The organism is Kitasatospora griseola (assembly GCF_044999035.1).
GTDB lineage: Bacteria > Actinomycetota > Actinomycetes > Streptomycetales > Streptomycetaceae > Kitasatospora > Kitasatospora griseola.
Genome location: NZ_CP173360.1, coordinates 3,123,014 through 3,143,729, shown reverse-complemented (window position 1 = coordinate 3,143,729; position 20,716 = coordinate 3,123,014). Strand labels below are relative to the sequence as shown.

Annotated in this window: 14 protein-coding genes; all 14 read left to right on the top strand. The window is 72.0% G+C overall.

Going from position 1 to position 20,716, the window contains the following annotated elements; all coding sequences use genetic code 11:
- The first annotated feature begins 56 nt into the window (after nucleotides 1–56).
- The 14 genes from gatB to cimA all read left to right on the top strand — a co-directional run bounded on the left by gatB (nucleotide 57) and on the right by cimA (nucleotide 20,696).
- Nucleotides 57–1,559: an Asp-tRNA(Asn)/Glu-tRNA(Gln) amidotransferase subunit GatB gene (gene gatB / locus ACI1MP_RS14060; protein ID WP_404868784.1), complete on the top strand. Its 1,503-nt coding sequence runs from the start codon at nucleotides 57–59 to the stop codon at nucleotides 1,557–1,559.
- Between the two features lie 181 nt (nucleotides 1,560–1,740).
- Nucleotides 1,741–2,739: a dTDP-glucose 4,6-dehydratase gene (rfbB, locus tag ACI1MP_RS14055; protein ID WP_404868783.1), complete on the top strand. Its 999-nt coding sequence runs from the start codon at nucleotides 1,741–1,743 to the stop codon at nucleotides 2,737–2,739.
- A gap of 219 nt (nucleotides 2,740–2,958) precedes the next feature.
- Nucleotides 2,959–5,931, top strand: a complete 2,973-nt coding sequence (locus ACI1MP_RS14050; RefSeq protein ID WP_380334022.1) for a putative bifunctional diguanylate cyclase/phosphodiesterase — start codon at nucleotides 2,959–2,961, stop codon at nucleotides 5,929–5,931.
- A gap of 276 nt (nucleotides 5,932–6,207) precedes the next feature.
- Nucleotides 6,208–8,058, top strand: coding sequence for an acetolactate synthase large subunit (locus ACI1MP_RS14045; protein WP_380334024.1), 1,851 nt, complete (start codon nucleotides 6,208–6,210; stop codon nucleotides 8,056–8,058).
- Between the two features lie 23 nt (nucleotides 8,059–8,081).
- The gene (gene ilvN / locus ACI1MP_RS14040) at nucleotides 8,082–8,606 is read left to right on the top strand and encodes an acetolactate synthase small subunit (protein WP_380334221.1); all 525 of its coding nucleotides are present in this window, start codon (nucleotides 8,082–8,084) and stop codon (nucleotides 8,604–8,606) included.
- Between the two features lie 146 nt (nucleotides 8,607–8,752).
- Nucleotides 8,753–9,751: a ketol-acid reductoisomerase gene (ilvC, locus tag ACI1MP_RS14035; protein ID WP_387998119.1), complete on the top strand. Its 999-nt coding sequence runs from the start codon at nucleotides 8,753–8,755 to the stop codon at nucleotides 9,749–9,751.
- A 211-nt stretch (nucleotides 9,752–9,962) separates the two neighbouring features.
- A complete protein-coding gene (gene serA / locus ACI1MP_RS14030; protein ID WP_363472432.1) occupies nucleotides 9,963–11,543 on the top strand; it encodes a phosphoglycerate dehydrogenase in 1,581 nt (526 codons plus the stop codon).
- Nucleotides 11,544–11,833: 290 nt separating this feature from the next.
- Entirely contained in the window at nucleotides 11,834–11,995 is a 162-nt protein-coding gene (locus ACI1MP_RS14025; RefSeq protein WP_198520578.1) for a hypothetical protein, read from the top strand.
- Nucleotides 11,996–12,090: 95 nt separating this feature from the next.
- Complete coding sequence (locus ACI1MP_RS14020) at nucleotides 12,091–15,129, top strand: S8 family serine peptidase (protein ID WP_404868782.1); 3,039 nt, start codon at nucleotides 12,091–12,093, stop codon at nucleotides 15,127–15,129.
- Nucleotides 15,130–15,157: 28 nt separating this feature from the next.
- A complete protein-coding gene (locus ACI1MP_RS14015) occupies nucleotides 15,158–15,733 on the top strand; it encodes a Uma2 family endonuclease (RefSeq protein ID WP_380334031.1) in 576 nt (191 codons plus the stop codon).
- A gap of 62 nt (nucleotides 15,734–15,795) precedes the next feature.
- The gene (locus tag ACI1MP_RS14010) at nucleotides 15,796–16,833 is read left to right on the top strand and encodes a 3-isopropylmalate dehydrogenase (RefSeq protein ID WP_404868781.1); all 1,038 of its coding nucleotides are present in this window, start codon (nucleotides 15,796–15,798) and stop codon (nucleotides 16,831–16,833) included.
- A gap of 165 nt (nucleotides 16,834–16,998) precedes the next feature.
- A complete protein-coding gene (locus ACI1MP_RS14005) occupies nucleotides 16,999–18,111 on the top strand; it encodes a branched-chain amino acid aminotransferase (protein WP_189270899.1) in 1,113 nt (370 codons plus the stop codon).
- 103 nt (nucleotides 18,112–18,214) lie between these two features.
- Nucleotides 18,215–18,757, top strand: coding sequence for a Uma2 family endonuclease (locus ACI1MP_RS14000; RefSeq protein WP_380334037.1), 543 nt, complete (start codon nucleotides 18,215–18,217; stop codon nucleotides 18,755–18,757).
- Between the two features lie 334 nt (nucleotides 18,758–19,091).
- Nucleotides 19,092–20,696: a citramalate synthase gene (gene cimA / locus ACI1MP_RS13995; RefSeq protein ID WP_404868780.1), complete on the top strand. Its 1,605-nt coding sequence runs from the start codon at nucleotides 19,092–19,094 to the stop codon at nucleotides 20,694–20,696.
- Nucleotides 20,697–20,716 lie beyond the last annotated feature (20 nt).

The following is a 20,716-nucleotide window of genomic DNA, read 5'->3' as shown; positions in this document are numbered from 1 at the left end:
GAAATCTGGTCATAATCCTGTTTTTCCGCCTGCTATTCGAAAGTGAAGGGGACGCTGTGAGCGTCATGAGCCTGGTCTCCTACGAGGAGGCTCTCGCCTCGTACGACCCGGTGATGGGCCTTGAGGTCCACGTCGAGCTGGGTACCAAGACCAAGATGTTCTGCGGCTGCTCCACCGAGCTGGGCGCGGAACCGAACTCGCAGACCTGCCCGACCTGCCTCGGCCTGCCCGGCTCGCTGCCGGTGGTCAACGCGGTCGGCGTGGAGTCCGCGATCCGGATCGGTCTCGCGCTGAACTGCGAGATCGCGGAGTGGTGCCGGTTCGCCCGGAAGAACTACTTCTACCCGGACATGCCGAAGAACTTCCAGACCAGCCAGTACGACGAGCCGATCGCCTTCAACGGCTACCTCGACGTGCAGCTGGAGGACGGCGAGATCTTCCGGGTGGAGATCGAGCGCGCCCACATGGAGGAGGACACCGGCAAGTCCACCCACGTCGGTGGCGCCACCGGCCGCATCCACGGCGCCGAGTACTCGCTGCTCGACTACAACCGGGCCGGCATCCCGCTGATCGAGATCGTCACCAAGCCGATCGAGGGCGCGGGCCACCGCGCCCCCGAGGTCGCGAAGGCGTACGTCGCCGAACTGCGCGAGCTGATCAAGGCGCTGGGCGTCTCCGAGGCCCGGATGGACAAGGGCCAGATGCGCTGCGACGTCAACCTGTCGCTGCGCCCCAACGGCACCGAGACCTTCGGCACCCGCAGCGAGACCAAGAACGTCAACTCGCTGCGCAGCGTGGAGCGGGCCGCCCGGTTCGAGATCCAGCGCCACGCCACCGTCCTCACCGACGGCGGGACGATCGTCCAGGAGACCCGGCACTTCCACGAGGAGGACGGCTCCACCACGGCCGGCCGGATCAAGGACAACGCCGAGGACTACCGGTACTTCCCGGAGCCCGACCTCGTCCCCGTCGCCCCGGCCCGCGAATGGGTCGAGGAACTGCGGGCCGAACTGCCCGAGCTGCCGCGGGTCCGCCGGGCCCGGCTGCAGGCCGAGTGGGGCCTGAACGACCAGGACATGCAGTCGGTGCTGAACGCCGGCGCGGTCGAGCCGATCACCGAGACCATCGCGGCCGGCGCCCCCGCCGACCAGGCCCGCAAGTGGTGGATGGGCGAGCTCGCGCGGCGCGCCAACGAGACCGGCACCGAGCTGTCCGAGCAGCCGATCACCCCGGCCCAGGTGGCCCGGGTCTGCGCGCTGGTCGCCGAGGGCAAGCTGAACGACAAGCTGGCCCGCCAGGTCATCGAGGGCGTCCTCGCCGGCGAGGGCGAGCCGGACCAGGTCGTGGAGAAGCGCGGCCTGGCCGTGGTCTCCGACGACTCCGCGCTCGGCGCGGCCGTCGACCAGGCGATCGCCGACAACCCGGACGTCGCCGCGAAGATCCGCGACGGCAAGGTGCAGGCCGTCGGCGCGCTGGTCGGCGCCGTCATGAAGGCCACCCGTGGGCAGGCCGACGCCGCGAAGGTGAAGGACCTGATCCTGGAGCGGCTTGCCGCGTAAGGACCATCAGCACAGCCTGGAGCGGCTTGCCGCGCAAGGACTGTCGAGCACAGCCTGGAGCGGCTCGCCGCGCAAGGACTGGCAGGCACAGCCCGGAGCAGCTCGCCCGAGTGCTGTCGCTCCGCACGGTGCCCGTTCCCGACGTGGGGGCGGGCACCGTCGTTTTCGGGAAGAGGACCACATGAGGATCCTGGTCACCGGCGGCGCCGGCTTCATCGGCTCGCACTACGTCCGGACGCTGCTCGCGGACGGCTACCCCGGCCTGCGCGGCGCCCGGGTGACGGTCGTCGACAAGCTGACGTACGCGGGCAACCGGGAGAACCTGCCGGCCGCCGGCCCCCGGCTGGACTTCGTGCACGGCGACGTCTGCGACCTCGACCTGCTGCGCCAACTGACGCCCGGCCACGACGCGGTGGTGCACTTCGCCGCCGAGTCGCACGTGGACCGCTCGCTGGAGTCCGCCGCCGAGTTCGTCCGCACCAACGTCGGCGGCACCCAGAACGTCCTGGAGGCCGCGCTGCGCTCCGGAGTCGAGCGGGTGGTGCACGTCTCGACCGACGAGGTGTACGGCAGCATCGACCGGGGCTCCTGGACGGAGGAGTCGCCGCTGCTGCCCAACTCCCCGTACGCCGCCTCCAAGGCCGGCGCCGACCTGATCGCCCGCGCCTACTTCCGCACCCACGGGCTGAACGTCTCGACCACCCGCTGCTCCAACAACTACGGCCCGTACCAGCACCCCGAGAAGCTCGTCCCGCTGTTCATCACCAACCTGCTGGAGGGCCGGCCCGTCCCGCTGTACGGCGAGGGCGCCAACATCCGCGAGTGGCTGCACGTGGACGACCACTGCCGGGCGATCCAGCTGGTGCTCGACGGCGGCCGGGCCGGCGAGGTCTACAACGTGGGCGGCGGCGACGAGCGGACCAACCGGCAGATCACCGAACGGCTGCTGGAGCACCTCGGCGCCGACTGGAGCGCGGTGCGCCACGTCGCCGACCGCAAGGGCCACGACCTGCGCTACTCGCTGGACGAGCGCAAGATCCGCGAGGAGCTCGGCTACCGGCCGCAGGTCCCGTTCGCCCGCGGCCTGGCCGACACCGTCGACTGGTACCGCGACAACCCGGCCTGGTGGAAGGCCGCCGTGCGGGATGGCGCGAACGTCCCACCGGGTCGGGCGAACTGAGGGATCGTCAGGCGGGTCCGATCGGGGTCCCGATGCCTCGCCGCCCTTCCCGAAAGGGTCGACGTCTGGGCCGAACGGGCGACACCGCCCCGAAGGCCCCCCGCCCCACCTGGCAATCATTACGCTGAGTTGAGGAGGCGTGCCGGTGCGTGACGGGATTGGTGTAGGGTCCGGAGCGGGAACACCGGTACGGCCACGGGCCGGAGGGGGAGATGTCGATTGAACTCCACCGAATCGGTGCTGCCTGCCCGCCCTGCCCTGCGCAGGCTCACGGCCGTGCTGCTCGCGGTGCTCTGCGCCGGGTACGCGGTGGGCGCCGGGATCGGCTGGGGATCGTGCGAACTCGCGCTGGTGATGGGGGACTTCGGCCTCGCCGGGGCCGCCCTCGCGGCCGCGCTGTCCTGTGTCGCGCACGGCGTCGCGATCGGCGGCCACACCCGTCCCGCCTGGCTGCTGTTCGGGCTCTCCTCGGCGGTGGTGGCGTTCGGCAACGGCGTCTGGGGCTGGTACGAGGTGGTGCTCGGCCGGCCGCTGCCGCCGGACTCCGCCGCCGACTACCCGTTCCTGCTGTTCGCCCCGCTCGCCATCACCGGCCTGCTGGTGCTCGCCCAGCGCCCCCGCAACCCGGCCGGCTGGCTCTGCCTGGTGCTGGACGCCTGGCTGGTGGCCGGCTCGCTGTTCACCCTCAGTTGGAGCCTGGCGCTCGGCCGGGTCGCCGCCGGCGACGGTGACTCCGCGCTGAAGCTCGCCCTCGGCCTCGGCTACCCCGTGCTGGACATCCTGCTGGTCAGCCTGGTGGTCGGCCTGAACGTCCGCGGCCGGGACCGCAACCGGGCCGCCGTGCACACCGCGATGATCGGCCTCGCCGTCACCGTGGTGTGCGACGCGCTGTTCACCACCCCGCAGTTCCACAGCGACTACCACTCCGGCGAACTGCTGGACGCCGGCTGGTTCGCCGGCTCCCTGCTGCTCGCCTGGGCGCCCTGGTCGCACACCCGCCGGGCCAGCCGCGAGCACCCGTCCGCCCAGGGCTCGCCGCGCCGCCGGGTCGCCTCCACGTTCAGCGCGCTCACGCCCTACGCCGCCGCCGCGGTCTGTACTGCCGGCATCCTCTACAACGCGCTCGGCGGCCGCCCGCTGGACCGGGTGATGCTCGCCGCCGCCAGCACCGTCGGCCTGGCCCTGATCATCCGGCAGGGCGTCATGCTGATCGACAACCTGTCGCTGGCGCAGGAACTCGCCACCAAGGAAGCCCACTTCCGCTCCCTGGTGCAGGGCTCCAGCGACGTCATCATGATCGCCGGACCGTCCGGCGCGCTGTCCTACGTCAGCCCCGCCGCGCTGCGGGTCTACAACCGCGACCCGGAGGAACTGGTCGGCGGCAACCTGCTCAACCTGGTCCACCCCGAGGACGTCGACCGGGTGCTGGCCGAGGTGCGCCGGATCCTGGCCCGCGCCCGGGGCGCCCGGTTCCACAACGGCGAGCCCTCCGCCCGGGTGGAGTGCCGGATCCGCTCCGGCGAGGGGGAGTGGCTGCACGTCGAATCCACCGTCAACCCGTACCGCGACGGGCTGATCCTGAACAGCCGCGACATCACCGAACGGGTGCGCCTGCAGGCCCAGTTGCAGCACAACGCGTTCCACGACCCGCTGACCGACCTGCCCAACCGCGCCCTCTTCGCCCACCGGGTCCGGGCCGCGCTCTCCGCGCAGGGCCCGGCCGGCACCGCCGTCGCCGTGCTCTTCCTCGACCTCGACGGCTTCAAGGCCGTCAACGACACCGCGGGCCACCAGGTCGGCGACGAACTCCTGGTGCAGGCCGCCCGCCGGCTCCAGACCGCCGTCCGCACCGAGGACACCGTAGCCCGGTTCGGCGGCGACGAGTTCGCCGTCCTGGTCCGCGGCCGGCTCGGCCACCCGCAGGTCCGCGACCTCGCCGAACGGATCCGCGCCGCGCTCACCGAGCCGTACTGGATCGGCGGCGCCGAACTCGGCGTCGCCGCCTCGATCGGCATCGCGTTCGGCCCCGACAGCCCGCTGCCCGTCCCCGAACCCGTCCCCGGCGAGGACGAGGACGCCCGGGCCCGCAGCGCCGACCACCTGGCCGCCCTCGCCGCCGACGAACTGCTGCGCAACGCCGACCTGGCGATGTACCAGGCCAAGTCCCGCGGCAAGGGCCGGGTGGTGCTCTACACGCCCGCGATGCGCGCCGAACTCGACCGGCGCGGCGAACTGGAGGAACGACTGCGCGCCGCCGTCCGCGAAGGCTCCTTCGCGCTGCTCCACCAGCCCGTGGTCGAACTGGCCGGCGGCCGGCTCACCGGCGTCGAGGCGCAGGCCCGCTGGCGCTCCGCCGAAGGCATGCTGCTCACCCCCGCCGAGTTCCTGCGCACCGCCGACACCGGCGACGGCGCCACCCGGTTCGCCCGCTGGCTGGTCACCGAGGCGGTCGCCGCCGCCGCCCGCCGCCGCGCCGACGGCCCCGCCGCCCCGCCCGTCGCGGTCACCGTCCGGCTGGCCGCCGAACGGCTCTGCGCCCCCGGCATGTACGAGACCCTGGCCGGCGCCCTGCGGGACACCGAACTGCCGCCCGACCTGCTGGTCCTGGAGGTCTCCCGGATGGGCCCCGACGCCCTCGCCGACGAACTCGGCCGCCGGCTGGCCGCGTTCCGCCGCCTCGGGGTGTCCACCGCGCTCGCCGGGTTCGGCGCCGGCGGCGGCTCGCTCGGCGTCCTCGCCCGGATGCCGTTCGACGCGCTCAAACTGGACCGCAGCCTGGTCCAGGACATCGCAGACTCCACCCTCACCCGGGCGCTCGCCGGGCACGCGCTGCGCCTCGGCCGGGACCTCGGCCTGGTCACCGGCGCCGACGGCGTCGACCACCCCCGGCAGGTCGCCGTGCTCCAGGAGCTCGGCTGCCGGCGCGGCCAGGGCCTGGCCTTCGACCGTCCGCTCGACGAACTGCGGCTGCGCCGCGCCCTGCTGCGCCGCGGCTACCCCGTCCCGCGCCCCGGTCAGGGCCACGCCGGCCGGCGCCCGCTGCTCACCCCGGAGCCCCGCACGGGCGGCCTCTCGGAGGCCTCGGCGGCCCGTCCGGTACCCCTCCACAGCGGCCTTGAGCTGCCGCAACGCCACACCGTGGGCGGTCCGATCGGCGGCCCGAATGGTGAGACGTCGGTCCCACCAGCTTGACACCCACCGCCGCGTGGGAGGAAGGTCGGTGCCATGACCACCCGAATTCTCGTACTTGGCGGGCGCGTCGGCTGAAGACCAGCCTGACGCGCCTCCCCCTCGCATGCCCTTGGCACGAGGGGTTTTTTGTTGCACGAATCCGGGTCGGCCACCGCAGGAACCCTGGCCTCAACCCCCCGAAATCCGGACGATCGAGGCACCGCCGGAGACCGCCCCGGGAGCCACCGCCACCAGGGCCGGCGCCACCCCGAGCAGAACCCGAGAAGAGACAGGCAGATGACTGAGCACGCCGCAACCCCCCGCCGCGGGGACCACCCGGCCGCCCACGCTCCGGGTCAGCAGACCGTCGAGACGATGACCGGCGCGCAGTCGCTCATTCGCTCGCTCGAGGCCGTCGGGGCCGACACGGTCTTCGGCATTCCGGGCGGCGCCATCCTCCCCGCGTACGACCCGCTGATGGACTCCACCAAGGTCCGGCACATCCTGGTCCGCCACGAGCAGGGCGCCGGCCACGCCGCGACCGGCTACGCGCAGGCCACCGGCAAGGTCGGCGTCTGCATGGCCACCTCCGGCCCCGGCGCCACCAACCTGGTCACCCCGATCGCCGACGCCTACATGGACTCCGTCCCGATGGTCGCGATCACCGGCCAGGTCGCCTCCAAGGCGATCGGCACGGACGCCTTCCAGGAGGCGGACATCTGCGGCATCACGATGCCGATCACCAAGCACAACTACCTGGTGACCGACCCCGCCGAGATCCCCCGGGTGATCGCGGAGGCGTTCCACATCGCCGCCACCGGCCGCCCCGGCCCGGTCCTGGTCGACATCGCCAAGGACGCCCTGCAGGCCACCACCACCTTCCGCTGGCCGGTCGAGGCCTCGCTGCCCGGCTACCGCCCGGTCACCAAGCCGCACGCCAAGCAGATCCGCGAGGCCGCCAAGCTGCTGGTCAACTCCAAGCGCCCGGTGCTGTACGTCGGCGGCGGCGTGCTGAAGGCCAACGCCGGCGCGGAGCTGCGGATCCTGGCCGAGCTGACCGGCGCCCCCGTGGTCACCACCCTGATGGCGATCGGCGTCTTCCCGGACAGCCACCCGCAGCACCTGGGCATGCCCGGCATGCACGGCTCGGTCCCGGCCGTCACCGCGCTGCAGAAGTCCGACCTGCTGTTCACCCTGGGCGCCCGCTTCGACGACCGGGTCACCGGCAGGCTCGACTCGTTCGCCCCGAACGCCAAGGTCGTGCACGCCGACATCGACCCGGCCGAGATCGGCAAGAACCGCCCGGCGGACGTCCCGATCGTCGGCGACGCCCGCGAGGTGCTGGCCGACCTGATCGTCGCCGTCCAGGCCGAGTTCGACGCCGGCCACCGCGGCGACTACACGGACTGGTGGACCAAGCTGGACCACTGGAAGAAGACCTACCCGATCGGCCACGAGCCCGCCCCCGCGGGCATGCTGTCGCCGCAGCAGGTGATCGAGCGGATCGGCCAGCTGGTCGGCCCGGACGCGATCTACGCCGCGGGCGTCGGCCAGCACCAGATGTGGGCCAGCCAGTTCATCCGGTTCGAGAAGCCCGCGACCTGGCTGAACTCCGGCGGCGCCGGGACCATGGGCTACGCCGTGCCGGCCGCGATGGGCGCCAAGGCGGGGAAGCCGGACGTCCCGGTCTGGGCGATCGACGGCGACGGCTGCTTCCAGATGACCAATCAGGAACTGACTACCTGCACCCTGAACAACCTGCCGATCAAGGTCGCGGTCATCAACAACGGCTCGCTGGGCATGGTCCGCCAGTGGCAGACGCTGTTCTACAACCAGCGCTACTCCAACACCGTGCTGCACTCCGGCCCGGGCCACGACGGCATCGAGCAGCCCGCCCAGGGCACCCGGATCCCGGACTTCGTGATGCTGTCCGAGGCGATGGGCTGCGTCGGCCTGCGCTGCGAGCGCCCCGAGGACCTGGACGCGGTCATCAAGCAGGCCATGGAGATCAACGACCGCCCGGTGGTCATCGACTTCATCGTCCACCAGGACGCGATGGTCTGGCCGATGGTCGCGGCCGGCACCAGCAATGACGAGATCCAGTTCGCCCGGGGCGTGCGCCCCGACTTCGGCGACGACCAGGACTGACGAGTCGGAAAGCGATGACCACCATGTCCAAGCACACCCTGTCCGTCCTGGTCGAGAACAAGCCCGGCGTGCTCGCCCGGATCGCCGCGCTGTTCTCCCGCCGCGGCTTCAACATCGACTCGCTGGCGGTCGGCCCGACCGAGCACCCCGACATCTCCCGGATGACCATCGTGGTCAGCGTCGAGGAGCTGCCGCTGGAGCAGGTCACCAAGCAGCTCAACAAGCTGGTCAACGTGATCAAGATCGTGGAGCTGGACCAGGCCCAGGCCGTCCAGCGCGAACTCGTCCTGGTGAAGGTCCGCGCCGACGCCGAGACCCGCTCCCAGGTCACCGAGATCGTCCAGCTGTTCCGCGCCAAGACCGTCGACGTGTCGCCCGACGCGGTGACCGTCGAGGCGACCGGCTCCTCGGACAAGCTGGAGGCCATGCTGAAGATGCTGGAGCCTTACGGCATCAAGGAGTTGGTGCAGTCCGGCCTGGTCGCGATCGGCCGCGGCGCCCGCTCCATCACCGACCGCTCGCTGCGGGCCCTCGACCGCAGCGCCTGACACCGGTCGTCTCGCCGCCCACCACCACCCTCGAAGGACGCGCTCCGCGCGCCGTATCAACACTTGAGCACCACCACCGAACCCCCGCCGGGTGCGCCTACGGTAGGAACCCCCGGCAACACCACCACGCAAGGAGATGTGCCCCCGTGGCCGAGCTGTTCTACGAAGACGACGCCGACCTGTCCATCATCCAGGCCCGCAAGGTCGCGGTCATCGGCTACGGCAGCCAGGGCCACGCCCACGCGCTGTCGCTGCGCGACTCGGGCGTGGACGTCCGCGTCGGCCTGCTGGAGGGCTCCAAGTCCCGTGCCGCCGCCCAGGAGGCCGGCCTGCGCGTGGTCACCCCGGCCGAGGCCGCGGCCGAGGCCGACGTCATCATGATCCTGGTGCCGGACCCGATCCAGGCCGACGTCTACAAGGAGGCCATCGAGCCGAACCTGAAGGCGGGCGACGCCCTGTTCTTCGGCCACGGCCTGAACATCCGCTTCGGCTTCATCCAGCCGCCGGCCGACGTCGACGTCTGCATGGTCGCCCCGAAGGGCCCGGGCCACCTGGTCCGCCGCCAGTACCAGGAGGGTCGCGGCGTCCCGTGCATCGTGGCCGTCGAGCAGGACGCCACCGGCAAGGGCTTCGACCTGGCGCTGTCGTACGCCAAGGGCATCGGCGGCACCAAGGCCGGCGTCATCAAGACCACCTTCACCGAGGAGACCGAGACCGACCTGTTCGGTGAGCAGGCCGTCCTCTGCGGTGGCACCGCCGCCCTGGTCAAGGCCGGCTTCGAGACCCTGGTCGAGGCGGGCTACCAGCCCGAGATCGCCTACTTCGAGTGCCTCCACGAGCTGAAGCTGATCGTCGACCTGATGTACGAGGGCGGCCTGGAGAAGATGCGCTGGTCGGTCTCCGAGACCGCCGAGTGGGGCGACTACGTCACCGGCCCCCGCATCATCACCGCCGACACCAAGGCCGAGATGAAGAAGGTCCTCGCCGAGATCCAGGACGGCACCTTCGCCAACACCTGGATCGCCGAGTACAAGGCCGGCCTGCCCAAGTACAACGAGTACAAGAACGCGGACGCCGACCACCTGCTGGAGACCACCGGCAAGAAGCTGCGCAAGCTGATGAGCTGGGTCGACGAAAGCGCCTGATCGACCCCACCTCCGTTGTACAACAAGGCTGTTCCCGTCCGGGTGATTTCGCCGGACGGGAGCAGTCCCCCCGGCGGCCCGCCGATAGACTCCCGAATACGCGTCAGGCCCACAGCGTCGTGCGTCTAGCTACGCGACATGCCACCTTCCCCCGCCCTGTGCACGCCACCTCCGTGTGGCGGGGTGAACCGGACAGTTAGGACACACTGTCGTGAGCAAATCTGTCGTTCTGATCGCTGAAGAGCTCTCGCCGGCCACCGTGGACGCGCTGGGCCCCGACTTCGAGATCCGGCACTGCAACGGCGCCGACCGCACCGAACTGCTGGCCGCGATCGCCGACGTGGACGCCATCCTGATCCGCTCCGCCACCAAGGTGGACGCCGAGGCGCTGGCCGCCGCGAAGAAGCTCAAGGTCGTCGCCCGCGCCGGCGTCGGTCTGGACAACGTCGACGTCGCCGCCTCCACCAAGGCCGGCGTGATGGTCGTCAACGCGCCGACCTCCAACATCGTCACCGCCGCCGAACTCGCCTGCGGCCTGCTGATCTCGGTCGCCCGCAACATCGCGCCCGCCAACGCCGCGCTCAAGGACGGCGAGTGGAAGCGCAACAAGTACACCGGCGTCGAGCTCAGCGAGAAGACCCTCGGCGTGGTCGGCCTCGGCCGGATCGGCGTACTGGTCGCGCAGCGGATGTCCGCGTTCGGCATGAAGATCGTCGCCTACGACCCCTACATCCAGGCCGCCCGCGCGGCCCAGATGGGCGTCAAGCTGCTCTCGCTCGAAGAGCTGCTGGAGGTCTCGGACTTCATCACCGTGCACCTGCCGAAGACCCCGGAGACCATCGGTCTGATCGGCGACGAGGCGCTGCACAAGGTCAAGCCGAGCGTGCGGATCGTCAACGCCGCCCGCGGCGGCATCGTCGACGAGGACGCGCTGCTGCGCGCCCTGCAGGACGGCCGGGTCGCCGGCGCCGGCCTGGACGTGTACGCCAAGGAGCCGTGCACCGACTCGCCGCTGTTCGCCTTCGACAACGTGGTCGCCACCCCGCACCTGGGCGCCTCCACCGACGAGGCGCAGGAGAAGGCCGGCATCGCGGTCGCCAGGTCGGTGCGCCTCGCGCTGGCCGGCGAGCTCGTGCCGGACGCGGTCAACGTCCAGGGCGGCGTGATCGCCGAGGACGTGCGCCCGGGCCTGCCGCTGGCCGAGAAGCTCGGCCGGATCTTCACCGCGCTGGCCGGCGAGGTGGCCGTCCGCCTCGATGTCGAGGTCCGCGGCGAGATCACCCAGCACGACGTGAAGGTGCTCGAACTCTCCGCGCTGAAGGGCGTGTTCGAGGACGTGGTGGCCGAGACGGTGTCCTACGTCAACGCCCCGCTGTTCGCCCAGGAGCGTGGCGTCGAGGTCCGCCTGACCACCTCCAGCGAGTCGCCCGAGCACCGCAACGTGATCACCGTCCGCGGCACCCTGGCGAACGGCGAGGAGGTGTCGATCTCCGGCACCCTCTCCGGCCACAAGCAGACCCAGAAGATCGTCGGCGTGGACGGCTTCGACGTGGACGTGGCGCTCACCGACCACATGGCGTTCTTCCACTACGAGGACCGCCCCGGCGTGGTCGGCACCCTCGGCCGGATCCTCGGCGACGCCGGCATCAACATCGCCGGCATGCAGGTGGCCCGCGACGGCGACAGCGCGCTCGCCTCGATCACCGTCGACACCGAGGTCTCGCAGGACGTCCTGACCGAGATCGCCGCCGCCATCGGCGCCCGCTTCGCCCGCTCGGTGAACCTGGGCTGACGTCCCTTCGGTACCCCCGAACGGCCCTTCCGACCTTGAGGCGGAAGGGCCGTTCGCATACCCGTCGGCCGTCGCCGTCTCAGATACTAGGAAATCCAAGTAATTTCGACGACAGTGCGGCCCACCCGTCGTACTGTGGAGTAGTCATACGGTGCGCCACCCCCGCAACGCCGGGGCGCGTGGCCCGTGGGCACGTACGCGGTACGGCAGGCGACCCCTGTCAGGCGTACCTCTCCGTCACCGACCCTCGCACTCGCGCGCTGCTGCGCCCCCGCATCAAGGAGCCCGGTATGCCTTTCGTCGCAGACCGCACCACCGCCCCCACCACGCCCTCCGCCGCCGCTGCCGTCGCCCAGCGCCGCCGTCGCCGCGCCCAGGCCGACCCGCGCACCGCCGCCGCCCTGCAGCGCGCCCTCGACCGCCGGGACAACGGCGCCCCCGCCGAGGGCTGAGCACCAACCGCCCTACTGCGCCGGTCGGGTGACTTACCGTCACCCATGCGGTGAACGTCCGCACCCGGCCCCGCGGCGGCTCCTAGGTTGGGGCGGTGCGCACCGCCCTCGGCCTCCTCGCCACCCTCGCCCTGCTCGCCCCGACCGCACCCGCCCACCCCGCCGGGTCGCCCGGGCCCAGCACCGCCGTGCTGCTGGAGTTGTCGACCGAGCCCGCCGCCACCGCCTGGCGGCGCGCCCAGGACAGCGCCCGGCGCGAACTCCGCACCCCCGACCAGGCCAGGCGCGCCGCGGCCGCCGCCGGCAGCGCCCAACGCGCCGCCGCCGACCGCTCGTTGGACACCCTCACCGCCACGCTGCGGCGCGCCGTCCCGCACGCCCGCCCGCTGTACCGCACCCGCACCCTGGTCAGCGGGCTCGCCCTGCGGCTGCCCGCCGACGAACTCCCGCGCCTGGCCGGCCTGCCCGGCGTACGCGCCGTCCACCCCATCACGCTCGAACGGCCCGCCAACGGCTACTCGGTGCCGCTCACCGGCGCCCCGAACGTGTGGGACGGGCCCGCCGGACACACCGGCGAAGGCATCCGGATCGGCATCGTCGACTCCGGCATCGACTACACCCACGCCGACTTCGGCGGCCCCGGCACCCCCGACGCCTACCGCGCCGTGGACGGCGCCGCGCCCGCGCCCGCCGGACTGTTCCCCAACGACAAGGTGATCGGCGGCAAGGACCTGGTCGGCGACGACTACGACCCCGATCCGGCCGCCGAGCACTACCAGCCCGACCCGCACCCCGACGACAACCCGCTCGACTGCGCCGCCAACGGCCACGGGACCCACGTCGCCGGCACCGCCGCCGGCCTCGGCGTCACCACCGACGGCAAGCCCTACCGCGGGCCCTACCGGCCCGGCCTGAACCCCGCCGACTTCAAGGTCGCCCCCGGCGCGGCCCCCGGCGCCCAGCTGTACGCCATCAAGGTGTTCGGCTGCCACGGCTCCACCGACCGGCTCGCCGCCGCCCTCGACCTGGCCGCCGACCCGAACGGCGACGGCGACCTCTCCGACCGCCTCGACGTGGTCAACCTCTCCCTCGGCAGTCCCTTCGGCCGCCCCGACGACGCCGACGCCCTCGCCGCCGACCGGCTCGCCGCCCTCGGCACCGTGGTGGTCGCCGCCGCCGGCAACGACGGCGACGCGTACGGCATCGGCGGCAGCCCCGGCACCGCCGCCCGGGTGCTCACCGCCGCCGCCTCCGTCGACCCGCACAGCGACGCCGACGGCATCACCGTGCTCGCCCCCGCCGACCTCGCCGGGACCGTCCCCGCGCACTGGAGCGGCCGGTACACCCAGTGGGACACCGCTGCGGTGAGCGGCGAACTCGCGGTTCCGGCAGCGGACTCGGACGGCTGCGCGGCGTTCGACCAGGCCGACGCGGACCGGCTGCGGGGGAGGATCGCGGTCCTGCGCTGGACCACCAGGGACGCCGACCGGACCTGCGGCTCCGCCCCGCGCGCCGACCACGCCGCCGACGCCGGAGCGATCGGCGCGCTGTACGCCGCCGACCGCGACAGCCTCGGCGAGATCGCCGGCGACGAACGGATCCCCGCCGCGATCCTGGCCCGCGCCGACGGCGAACGGCTGCTGACCGCCGCCCGGAACGGCCCCGTCACCGTCCGGCTCGCCGCCCCCGGCAACCCGCTGCACGGCGCTGTCCCGCAGGACCAGCCACAGCGCACCGACACCCTCGCCTCCTTCACCTCCCGCGGCATCGGCGTCGACGGCATCGTCAAACCCGACCTGGCCGCGCCCGGCGAGACCGTCTGGTCGGCGAAGGCCGGCTCCGGCAGCGACGGCCAACGCGAGGACGGCACCTCGATGGCCACCCCGCACCTGGCCGGCCTGGCCGCGCTGGTCCGCTCCGCGTACCCCGAACGGAGCGTCGCCGAGATCAAGGCCGCGCTGATGAACACGGCCACCGACACCTACCTGCACGACGACCGCACCGGGCCGGTGTACGGCCCCGAACGCACCGGCAGCGGCCGGGTCCGGGTGGACGAAGCCGTCCGTACCCCCGCCCTCGCGTACGGCACCCAGCTGGAGGGCGCGGTCGGCGTCTCGTTCGGCGTGGTCGAGGCCACCGGGGCGTACACGGCCACCCGCGAGGTCGCCGTCCGTAACCTGAGCGACCGTCACCTCGCCTACCGGGTCGGATACTCGGGCTCGACGGAGGTTCCCGGCGCGACGTTCGGGCTGTCGCCCGCGTGGGTGGCGCTGCCGCCGTACGGCACGGCGAAGGTCACCGTCACGCTGCGCCTCGGGAGCGGCCTCGGGCGGGCGCCCGATCCGACCCTCGACCTCGTCCAGGCCGGGCACGCCCGCACCTACCGGAGCGAACTGTCCGGGCGGCTCGTCCTCACCCCCGCGGACCCGGGCCTGCCCGCGCTCCGGGTTCCGCTGTTCGCCGCGCCGCGCCACGCCACCGACGCCACCGCGCTCGGCACCCCCGCCGCGTTCGCCGTCGCGCAGCCCGACCTGCTCACCGTCCTGCAGCCCGGCGGCACCGCCGGTGACCCCGCCGCCGAGCTGCGGCACGCCGCAGCCGCCGTCGACGACCAGGGCGTGCTCCACCTCGCCGCCGTGCTGTCGGCCCCCGCCGCGACGCCCGTCGGCGCGCACGGCCTCCACGCCTCCCTCGACCTCGACGGCGACGGCACCCCCGACGCCACCGTCCGCGCCGACCGCCTCCCCGGCAGCGACGTCCTCGTCGCCCGCACCCTCGACGCCCGCACCGGCGCCGAACTCGACGTCCAGCCCCTGAACGGCCGCTGGGGCGACACCGACACCGCCCTCCTCGACTCCGACACCGTCCTCCTCCCCGTCCGCCTCGCCGCGCTCCCCCCGGCCACCGACCTCCACTACACCCTCTCCACCGGCCCGGACCCGACCCCCTCCACCCTCGGCCCGTACCCCGTAGACCTCACCCGCCCGACCCCCGTCCTGCACACCGTCCGACCCGGCGAGACCCTCCGCACCGCGTTGCGGGACGCCCTGCTCATCCACCACCTGAACCGGGTCGGGCAGCGCGTCCAGCTGCTCACTCAGAAGGGTGGTCCCGGGCGGGAAACCACCCGGTAGCCTGACAGCACAGGCCAGAATCCCCGCCATGGGAGCACTGATGAGCGTCGACCCGTACCCGGACTGGCTCCGCCCGCCGGTCGGCGGCTACACCGCCGACGACCTCGACCGACTGCCGGACCTCCCGCCGCACACCGAGTTGATCGACGGGAGCCTGGTTTTCGTGAGTCCGCAGGTGAGGTTCCACATGCGCGTGCTCCGCGTTCTCGAGAACGCGCTGGCCGCCGCCGTCCCCTCGGGGTGGGAGGTCCTGCGCGAGATGTCGGTCAAGATCGACACTCGCAATCGACCGGAGCCGGATCTCATGGTGGTCGCCGAAGAGGGGAACACGGGCCAGAGCCAGACCTTCAGCCTTGCGGCCGACGTCCTGCTGGCGGTCGAAGTGGTGTCCGGCGAGTCGAAGATCCGCGACCGCGAGATCAAGCCCGTCAAGTACGCCGCCGCCGGCATCCGCTTCTTCTGGCGGGTGGAGAACGTCGACGGCCGACCCGTCGTCTACACCTACGAGTTGGACCCGGCGAGCAACCGCTACACCCCCACCGGGATCTTCCACGACCGACTCAAGATCGAGCACCCGTTCCCCGTCGACATCGAGCTGAGCTGACGCCCCGTCCAGATGGTGGACGGCGCGTGCTCAGGGCCTGGGACGGTTGTACTGTCCGAAACATGTCTCGCACCATTCGTCTCGCAGTGATCCCGGGTGACGGCATCGGCCAGGAGGTCGTGGCCGAGGGCCTCAAGGTGCTTCGCGCCGCTCTGCCCTCCGATGTGAAGCTGGAGACCACCGAGTACGACCTCGGGGCCCGGCTGTACCACCGGACCGGGGAGACGCTGCCGGACATGGTGCTGGCGGAGCTCAAGGGGCAGGACGCGATCCTGCTCGGGGCGATCGGCGACCCGAGCGTGCCGTCCGGGGTGCTGGAGCGGGGGCTGCTGCTGAAGCTGCGGTTCGCCTTCGACCACCACATCAACCTCCGTCCCGGCAAGCTGTTCCCGGGTGTGCAGTCGCCGCTGGCGGGGCAGCCGGAGATCGACTTCGTGGTGGTCCGCGAGGGCACCGAGGGCCCGTACGTCGGCAACGGCGGCACGCTGCGCACCGGCACCCCGCAGGAGGTCGCCACCGAGGTCAGCCTGAACACCGCGTTCGGCATCGAGCGGGTCGTCCGGGACGCCTACCGCCGCGCCCAGGCCCGCCCGCGCAAGAAGCTGACGCTGGTCCACAAGAACAACGTGCTGGTGCACGCCGGCCACCTGTGGACCCGGATCTTCGAGCAGGTCGGCCGGGAGTTCCCCGAGGTCACCACCGACTACCTGCACGTGGACGCGGCGACGATCTTCTTCGTCACGCAGCCCGAGCGGTTCGACGTGATCGTCACCGACAACCTGTTCGGCGACATCCTGACCGACCTCGCCGCGGCCGTCACCGGCGGCATCGGCCTGGCCGCGTCCGGCAACATCAACCCGAGCGGCGACTTCCCGTCGATGTTCGAGCCGGTGCACGGCTCCGCCCCGGACATCGCCGGCCAGGGCAAGGCCGACCCGACCGCCACCGTGCTGTCGGTCGCCATGCTGCTGGAGCACCTCGGCTTCGCCGCCGAGGCAGCCCAGGTCGAGGCCGCGGTCGCCGCGGACCTCACCGAGCGCGCCGGCGCCCGGTCCACCTCCGAGGTCGGCGACGCGCTCGCCGCCCGAGTATCGGGCTGACCGGCCGGACCACAATTCCGGCCGACGGGCCGGTTCATATACGTACAGCCTCCCGGCTGTTCGGCACGGCCCTCTGGATGCGAGTATCGACAGTGGGCCGTGCCGTCATGCGTTCCTCCGCCCGGCGGTGGCCCAGCCAAACCCCACGGTGAAGGACAGACAGCCATGAGTACGCCCACCCAGGCGCCCATCACGTTCGACCTCAAGCCCTCGGCGCAGCCGCTGTCCGACGCGGAGCGCGAGGCACGACTGGCCAACCCCGGCTTCGGCCGGATCTTCACCGACCACATGGTGACCATCCGCTGGACCGAGGGCCGCGGCTGGCACGATGCCCAGCTGACACCGTACGCGCCGCTGGAGATCGACCCGGCCAACATGACCCTGCACTACGGGCAGGCGATCTTCGAGGGCCTGAAGGCCTACCGCCAGGCCGACGGCTCCATCGCGACCTTCCGCCCGGAGGCCAACGCCGAGCGCTTCCAGGCCTCCGCCCGCCGGCTGGCGATGCCGGAACTGCCCGTCGAGGCGTTCGTCGAGGCCGTCGAGCTGCTGGTCCAGCAGGACCAGGCGTGGGTGCCGAACCAGGCCGAGCAGAGCCTCTACCTGCGGCCGTTCATGTTCGCCACCGAGGTCGGCCTGGGTGTGCGCCCGGCCAACTCCTACATCTTCATGATCATCGCCTCGCCGGCCGGCGCGTACTTCCCCGGCGGCGTCAAGCCGGTCTCGGTCTGGCTCTCCGAGGACTACGTCCGCGCCGCGCCGGGCGGCACCGGCGCCGCGAAGTGCGCCGGCAACTACGCGGCCTCGCTGGTCGCCCAGGCCGAGGCCGCCGCCAAGGGCTGCGACCAGGTGGTCTGGCTGGACGCCGCCGAGCACAAGTGGGTCGAGGAGATGGGAGGCATGAACCTCTACTTCGTCGTCGGCGAGGGCGAGAACGCCACCGTCGTCACCCCCGAGCTCTCCGGCGCCCTGCTCCCCGGCATCACCCGCGACTCGCTGCTCACCCTCGCGGGCGACCTCGGCTACCGCTCCGAGGAGCGCAAGATCTCCACCGACGAGTGGAAGCAGGGCAACGCCGACGGCACCATCACCGAGGTCTTCGCCTGCGGCACCGCCGCCGTCATCACCCCCGTCGGCCACGTCAAGTCCGCCACCGCCGACTGGACCGTCGCCACCGGCGAGCCCGGCCCCATCACCATGCAGCTCCGCGAGGCCCTCCTCGCCGTCCAGAGCGGCCACCGTCCGGACACCCACGGCTGGCTCCACAAGATCGTCTGACGCCACCGGCCCGGGCATTCCATGGCGGAATGCCCGGGCCCCGTGGTGTGCGGTGACTTCTGTCGCGGCGGCGCGTTGGGCTCGGTGGGAGAAGGAGTCCGTCGTGTACGCGATCGAGCCGGAAGACCCGCATCTGCTGGAGGACTTCCTCGCACTGGAAGCCCCGGAGGGCTACCGCATCGAGCTGGTCGGGGGCGAGATCGTGCTGTCTCCGCCGCACGACGGCGGTCACGCGATCGCGATCAGCCGGGTGGTCGAACAGGTTTTCCGGGCCGGCTGTGAATTCGACCTCGGGTGTCACAAGGGCCTGGTGGTGCCCGGAGGCCACTTCATTCCGGATGCCGTGTTCACCGACTACGGCGCGATGGACGGCCAGCCACCGTGGTGGAAGCCGTCAGGTGTGGTGATGGTGCTGGAAGTGGCCACCCGTCTGCCGGCCAGGGAGCGGAGGATCAAGCGGTCGTCCTACGCGGCGGCGGGGATCGCCCGGTACCTGGTGCTGGACCTCCGGGAACGCGAGGTCGTGCTCCATGAACGCCCCGGGCGTGGTGACTACGGCATGACGACCACCGTCCGGTCGGGGGACCTGCTGCCGCTGCCCGAGCCGTTCGGGTTCGAGCTGGACACGGCCGACCTCTTCGGGTAGCCGTTTCGGATGGCGAGACGGGTCTGTCGTATCGCGGACGGTGTGCAAGACTGCAAAGGTGTCCTCGCTTTCGCTGATTATTAGCAGCAGGCGCGCCGGTCCGCAGTGACCGCTTCCGTGGCAACACCCTGATCGCGGAGCGACCACCAGCGTCCAGACCCGCGCGCAGACCTCTCGCACCCGCGAGGGGTCTTTTGTTTTGTCCCGGACCGGCCCGGGCCCTCACGAGGGGCCCGGAGACACCGGGGACGCGCGCGGGATGCTGGACAGTGGAGCCGGATTCCGATCCCGGCAAAATGCACGAAAAACTCCACCGAACGGAGAACCCAGGGCCATGACCGAGGCCAACAGCCGCCCGCACGACGGCTTCCACGTCTTCGACACCACGCTCCGCGACGGCGCCCAGCGGGAGGGGATCAACCTCACCGTGGCGGACAAGCTGGCCATCGCGCGCCACCTGGACGAGTTCGGCGTCGGCTTCATCGAGGGCGGCTGGCCCGGTGCCAACCCCCGTGACACCGAGTTCTTCGCCCGTGCCCAGGCCGAACTGGAGCTGAAGAACGCCCAGTTGGTGGCGTTCGGGGCGACCCGCCGGGCCGGCGGGAAGGCCGCCGAGGACCCGCAGCTGGCGGCGCTGGTGGCGTCCGGCGCGCCGGTGGTGACGCTGGTGGCGAAGTCCCACGACCGGCACGTGGAGCTCGCGCTGCGCACCACGCTGGAGGAGAACCTGGAGATGGTCCGGGACAGCGTGGAGTTCCTGCGCTCCCGGGGCCGCCGGGTGTTCATCGACTGCGAGCACTTCTTCGACGGGTACAAGGCGAACCCGGAGTACGCGCTGGCCGTGGTCAGGGCCGCGCACGGGGCCGGCGCGGACGTGGTCGTGCTGTGCGACACCAACGGCGGCATGCTGCCGGCGGGCGTGCGGGAGATCGTCGCCACCGTGCTGGCGGAGACCGGCGCCCGGCTGGGCATCCACGCGCAGGACGACACCGGCTGCGCGGTCGCCAACACGCTGGCCGCGGTGGACGCGGGCGCCACGCACGTTCAGTGCACCGCGAACGGCTACGGCGAGCGGGTCGGCAACGCCAACCTGTTCCCGGTGACGGCGGCGCTGGAGCTGAAGTACGACCGCCGGGTGCTGCCGGCCGGCAGTCTCGCCGAGATGACCCGGATCTCGCACGCCATCGCCGAGGTGGTCAACCTGACCCCGTCGACCCATCAGCCGTACGTCGGCTTCTCGGCGTTCGCGCACAAGGCGGGCCTGCACGCCTCCGCGATCAAGGTGGACCCGGACCTGTACCAGCACATCGATCCGGAGCTGGTCGGCAACACCATGCGGATGCTGGTGTCCGACATGGCGGGCCGGGCGTCGATCGAGCTGAAGGGCAAGGAGCTGGGCTACGACCTGTCCAGCGACCGCGACCTGGCGGGCCGGGTGGTGGCCCGGGTGAAGGCGCAGGAGAACCTGGGCTACACCTACGAGGCGGCGGACGCCTCGTTCGAGCTGCTGCTGCGCGACGAGGTGAACGGCGGCGAGCGGCTGCGGTTCTTCGAGCTGGAGTCCTGGCGGACCATCAGCGAGCAGGGCCCGGAGGGTCGGGCGGGCAACGAGGCCACCGTGAAGCTGTGGGCGCGGGGCGAGCGGAAGGTCGCCACCGGCGAGGGCAACGGCCCGGTCGACGCGCTGGACAAGGCGCTGCGGGCGGCGCTGGAGTCGATCTTTCCGCCGCTGGCGAAGCTGGAGCTGGTGGACTACAAGGTCCGCATCCTGGAGGGCCAGCACGGCACCGGTTCGAAGACCCGGGTGCTGATCGAGTCCACCGACGGCACCGGGACGTGGTCGACGGTCGGGGTGGCGGACAACGTGATCGCGGCGTCCTGGGTGGCGCTGGAGGACGCGTACACCTACGGCCTGCTGAGGGCCGATCAGCAGCCGTAGTAGCGGTCGGTGCGAGGAAG

What these genes read in the sequence shown, in the direction of transcription:
- rfbB (WP_404868783.1), top strand. Translation starts at nt 1,741, where the DNA reads ATGAGGATCCTGGTCACCGGCGGCGCCGGCTTCATCGGCTCGCACTAC.
- ACI1MP_RS14005 (WP_189270899.1), top strand. Translation starts at nt 16,999, where the DNA reads ATGAGTACGCCCACCCAGGCGCCCATCACGTTCGACCTCAAGCCCTCG.
- ACI1MP_RS14015 (WP_380334031.1), top strand. Translation starts at nt 15,158, where the DNA reads ATGGGAGCACTGATGAGCGTCGACCCGTACCCGGACTGGCTCCGCCCG.
- ilvN (WP_380334221.1), top strand. Translation starts at nt 8,082, where the DNA reads ATGTCCAAGCACACCCTGTCCGTCCTGGTCGAGAACAAGCCCGGCGTG.
- cimA (WP_404868780.1), top strand. Translation starts at nt 19,092, where the DNA reads ATGACCGAGGCCAACAGCCGCCCGCACGACGGCTTCCACGTCTTCGAC.
- ACI1MP_RS14045 (WP_380334024.1), top strand. Translation starts at nt 6,208, where the DNA reads ATGACTGAGCACGCCGCAACCCCCCGCCGCGGGGACCACCCGGCCGCC.
- ACI1MP_RS14025 (WP_198520578.1), top strand. Translation starts at nt 11,834, where the DNA reads ATGCCTTTCGTCGCAGACCGCACCACCGCCCCCACCACGCCCTCCGCC.
- ACI1MP_RS14010 (WP_404868781.1), top strand. Translation starts at nt 15,796, where the DNA reads ATGTCTCGCACCATTCGTCTCGCAGTGATCCCGGGTGACGGCATCGGC.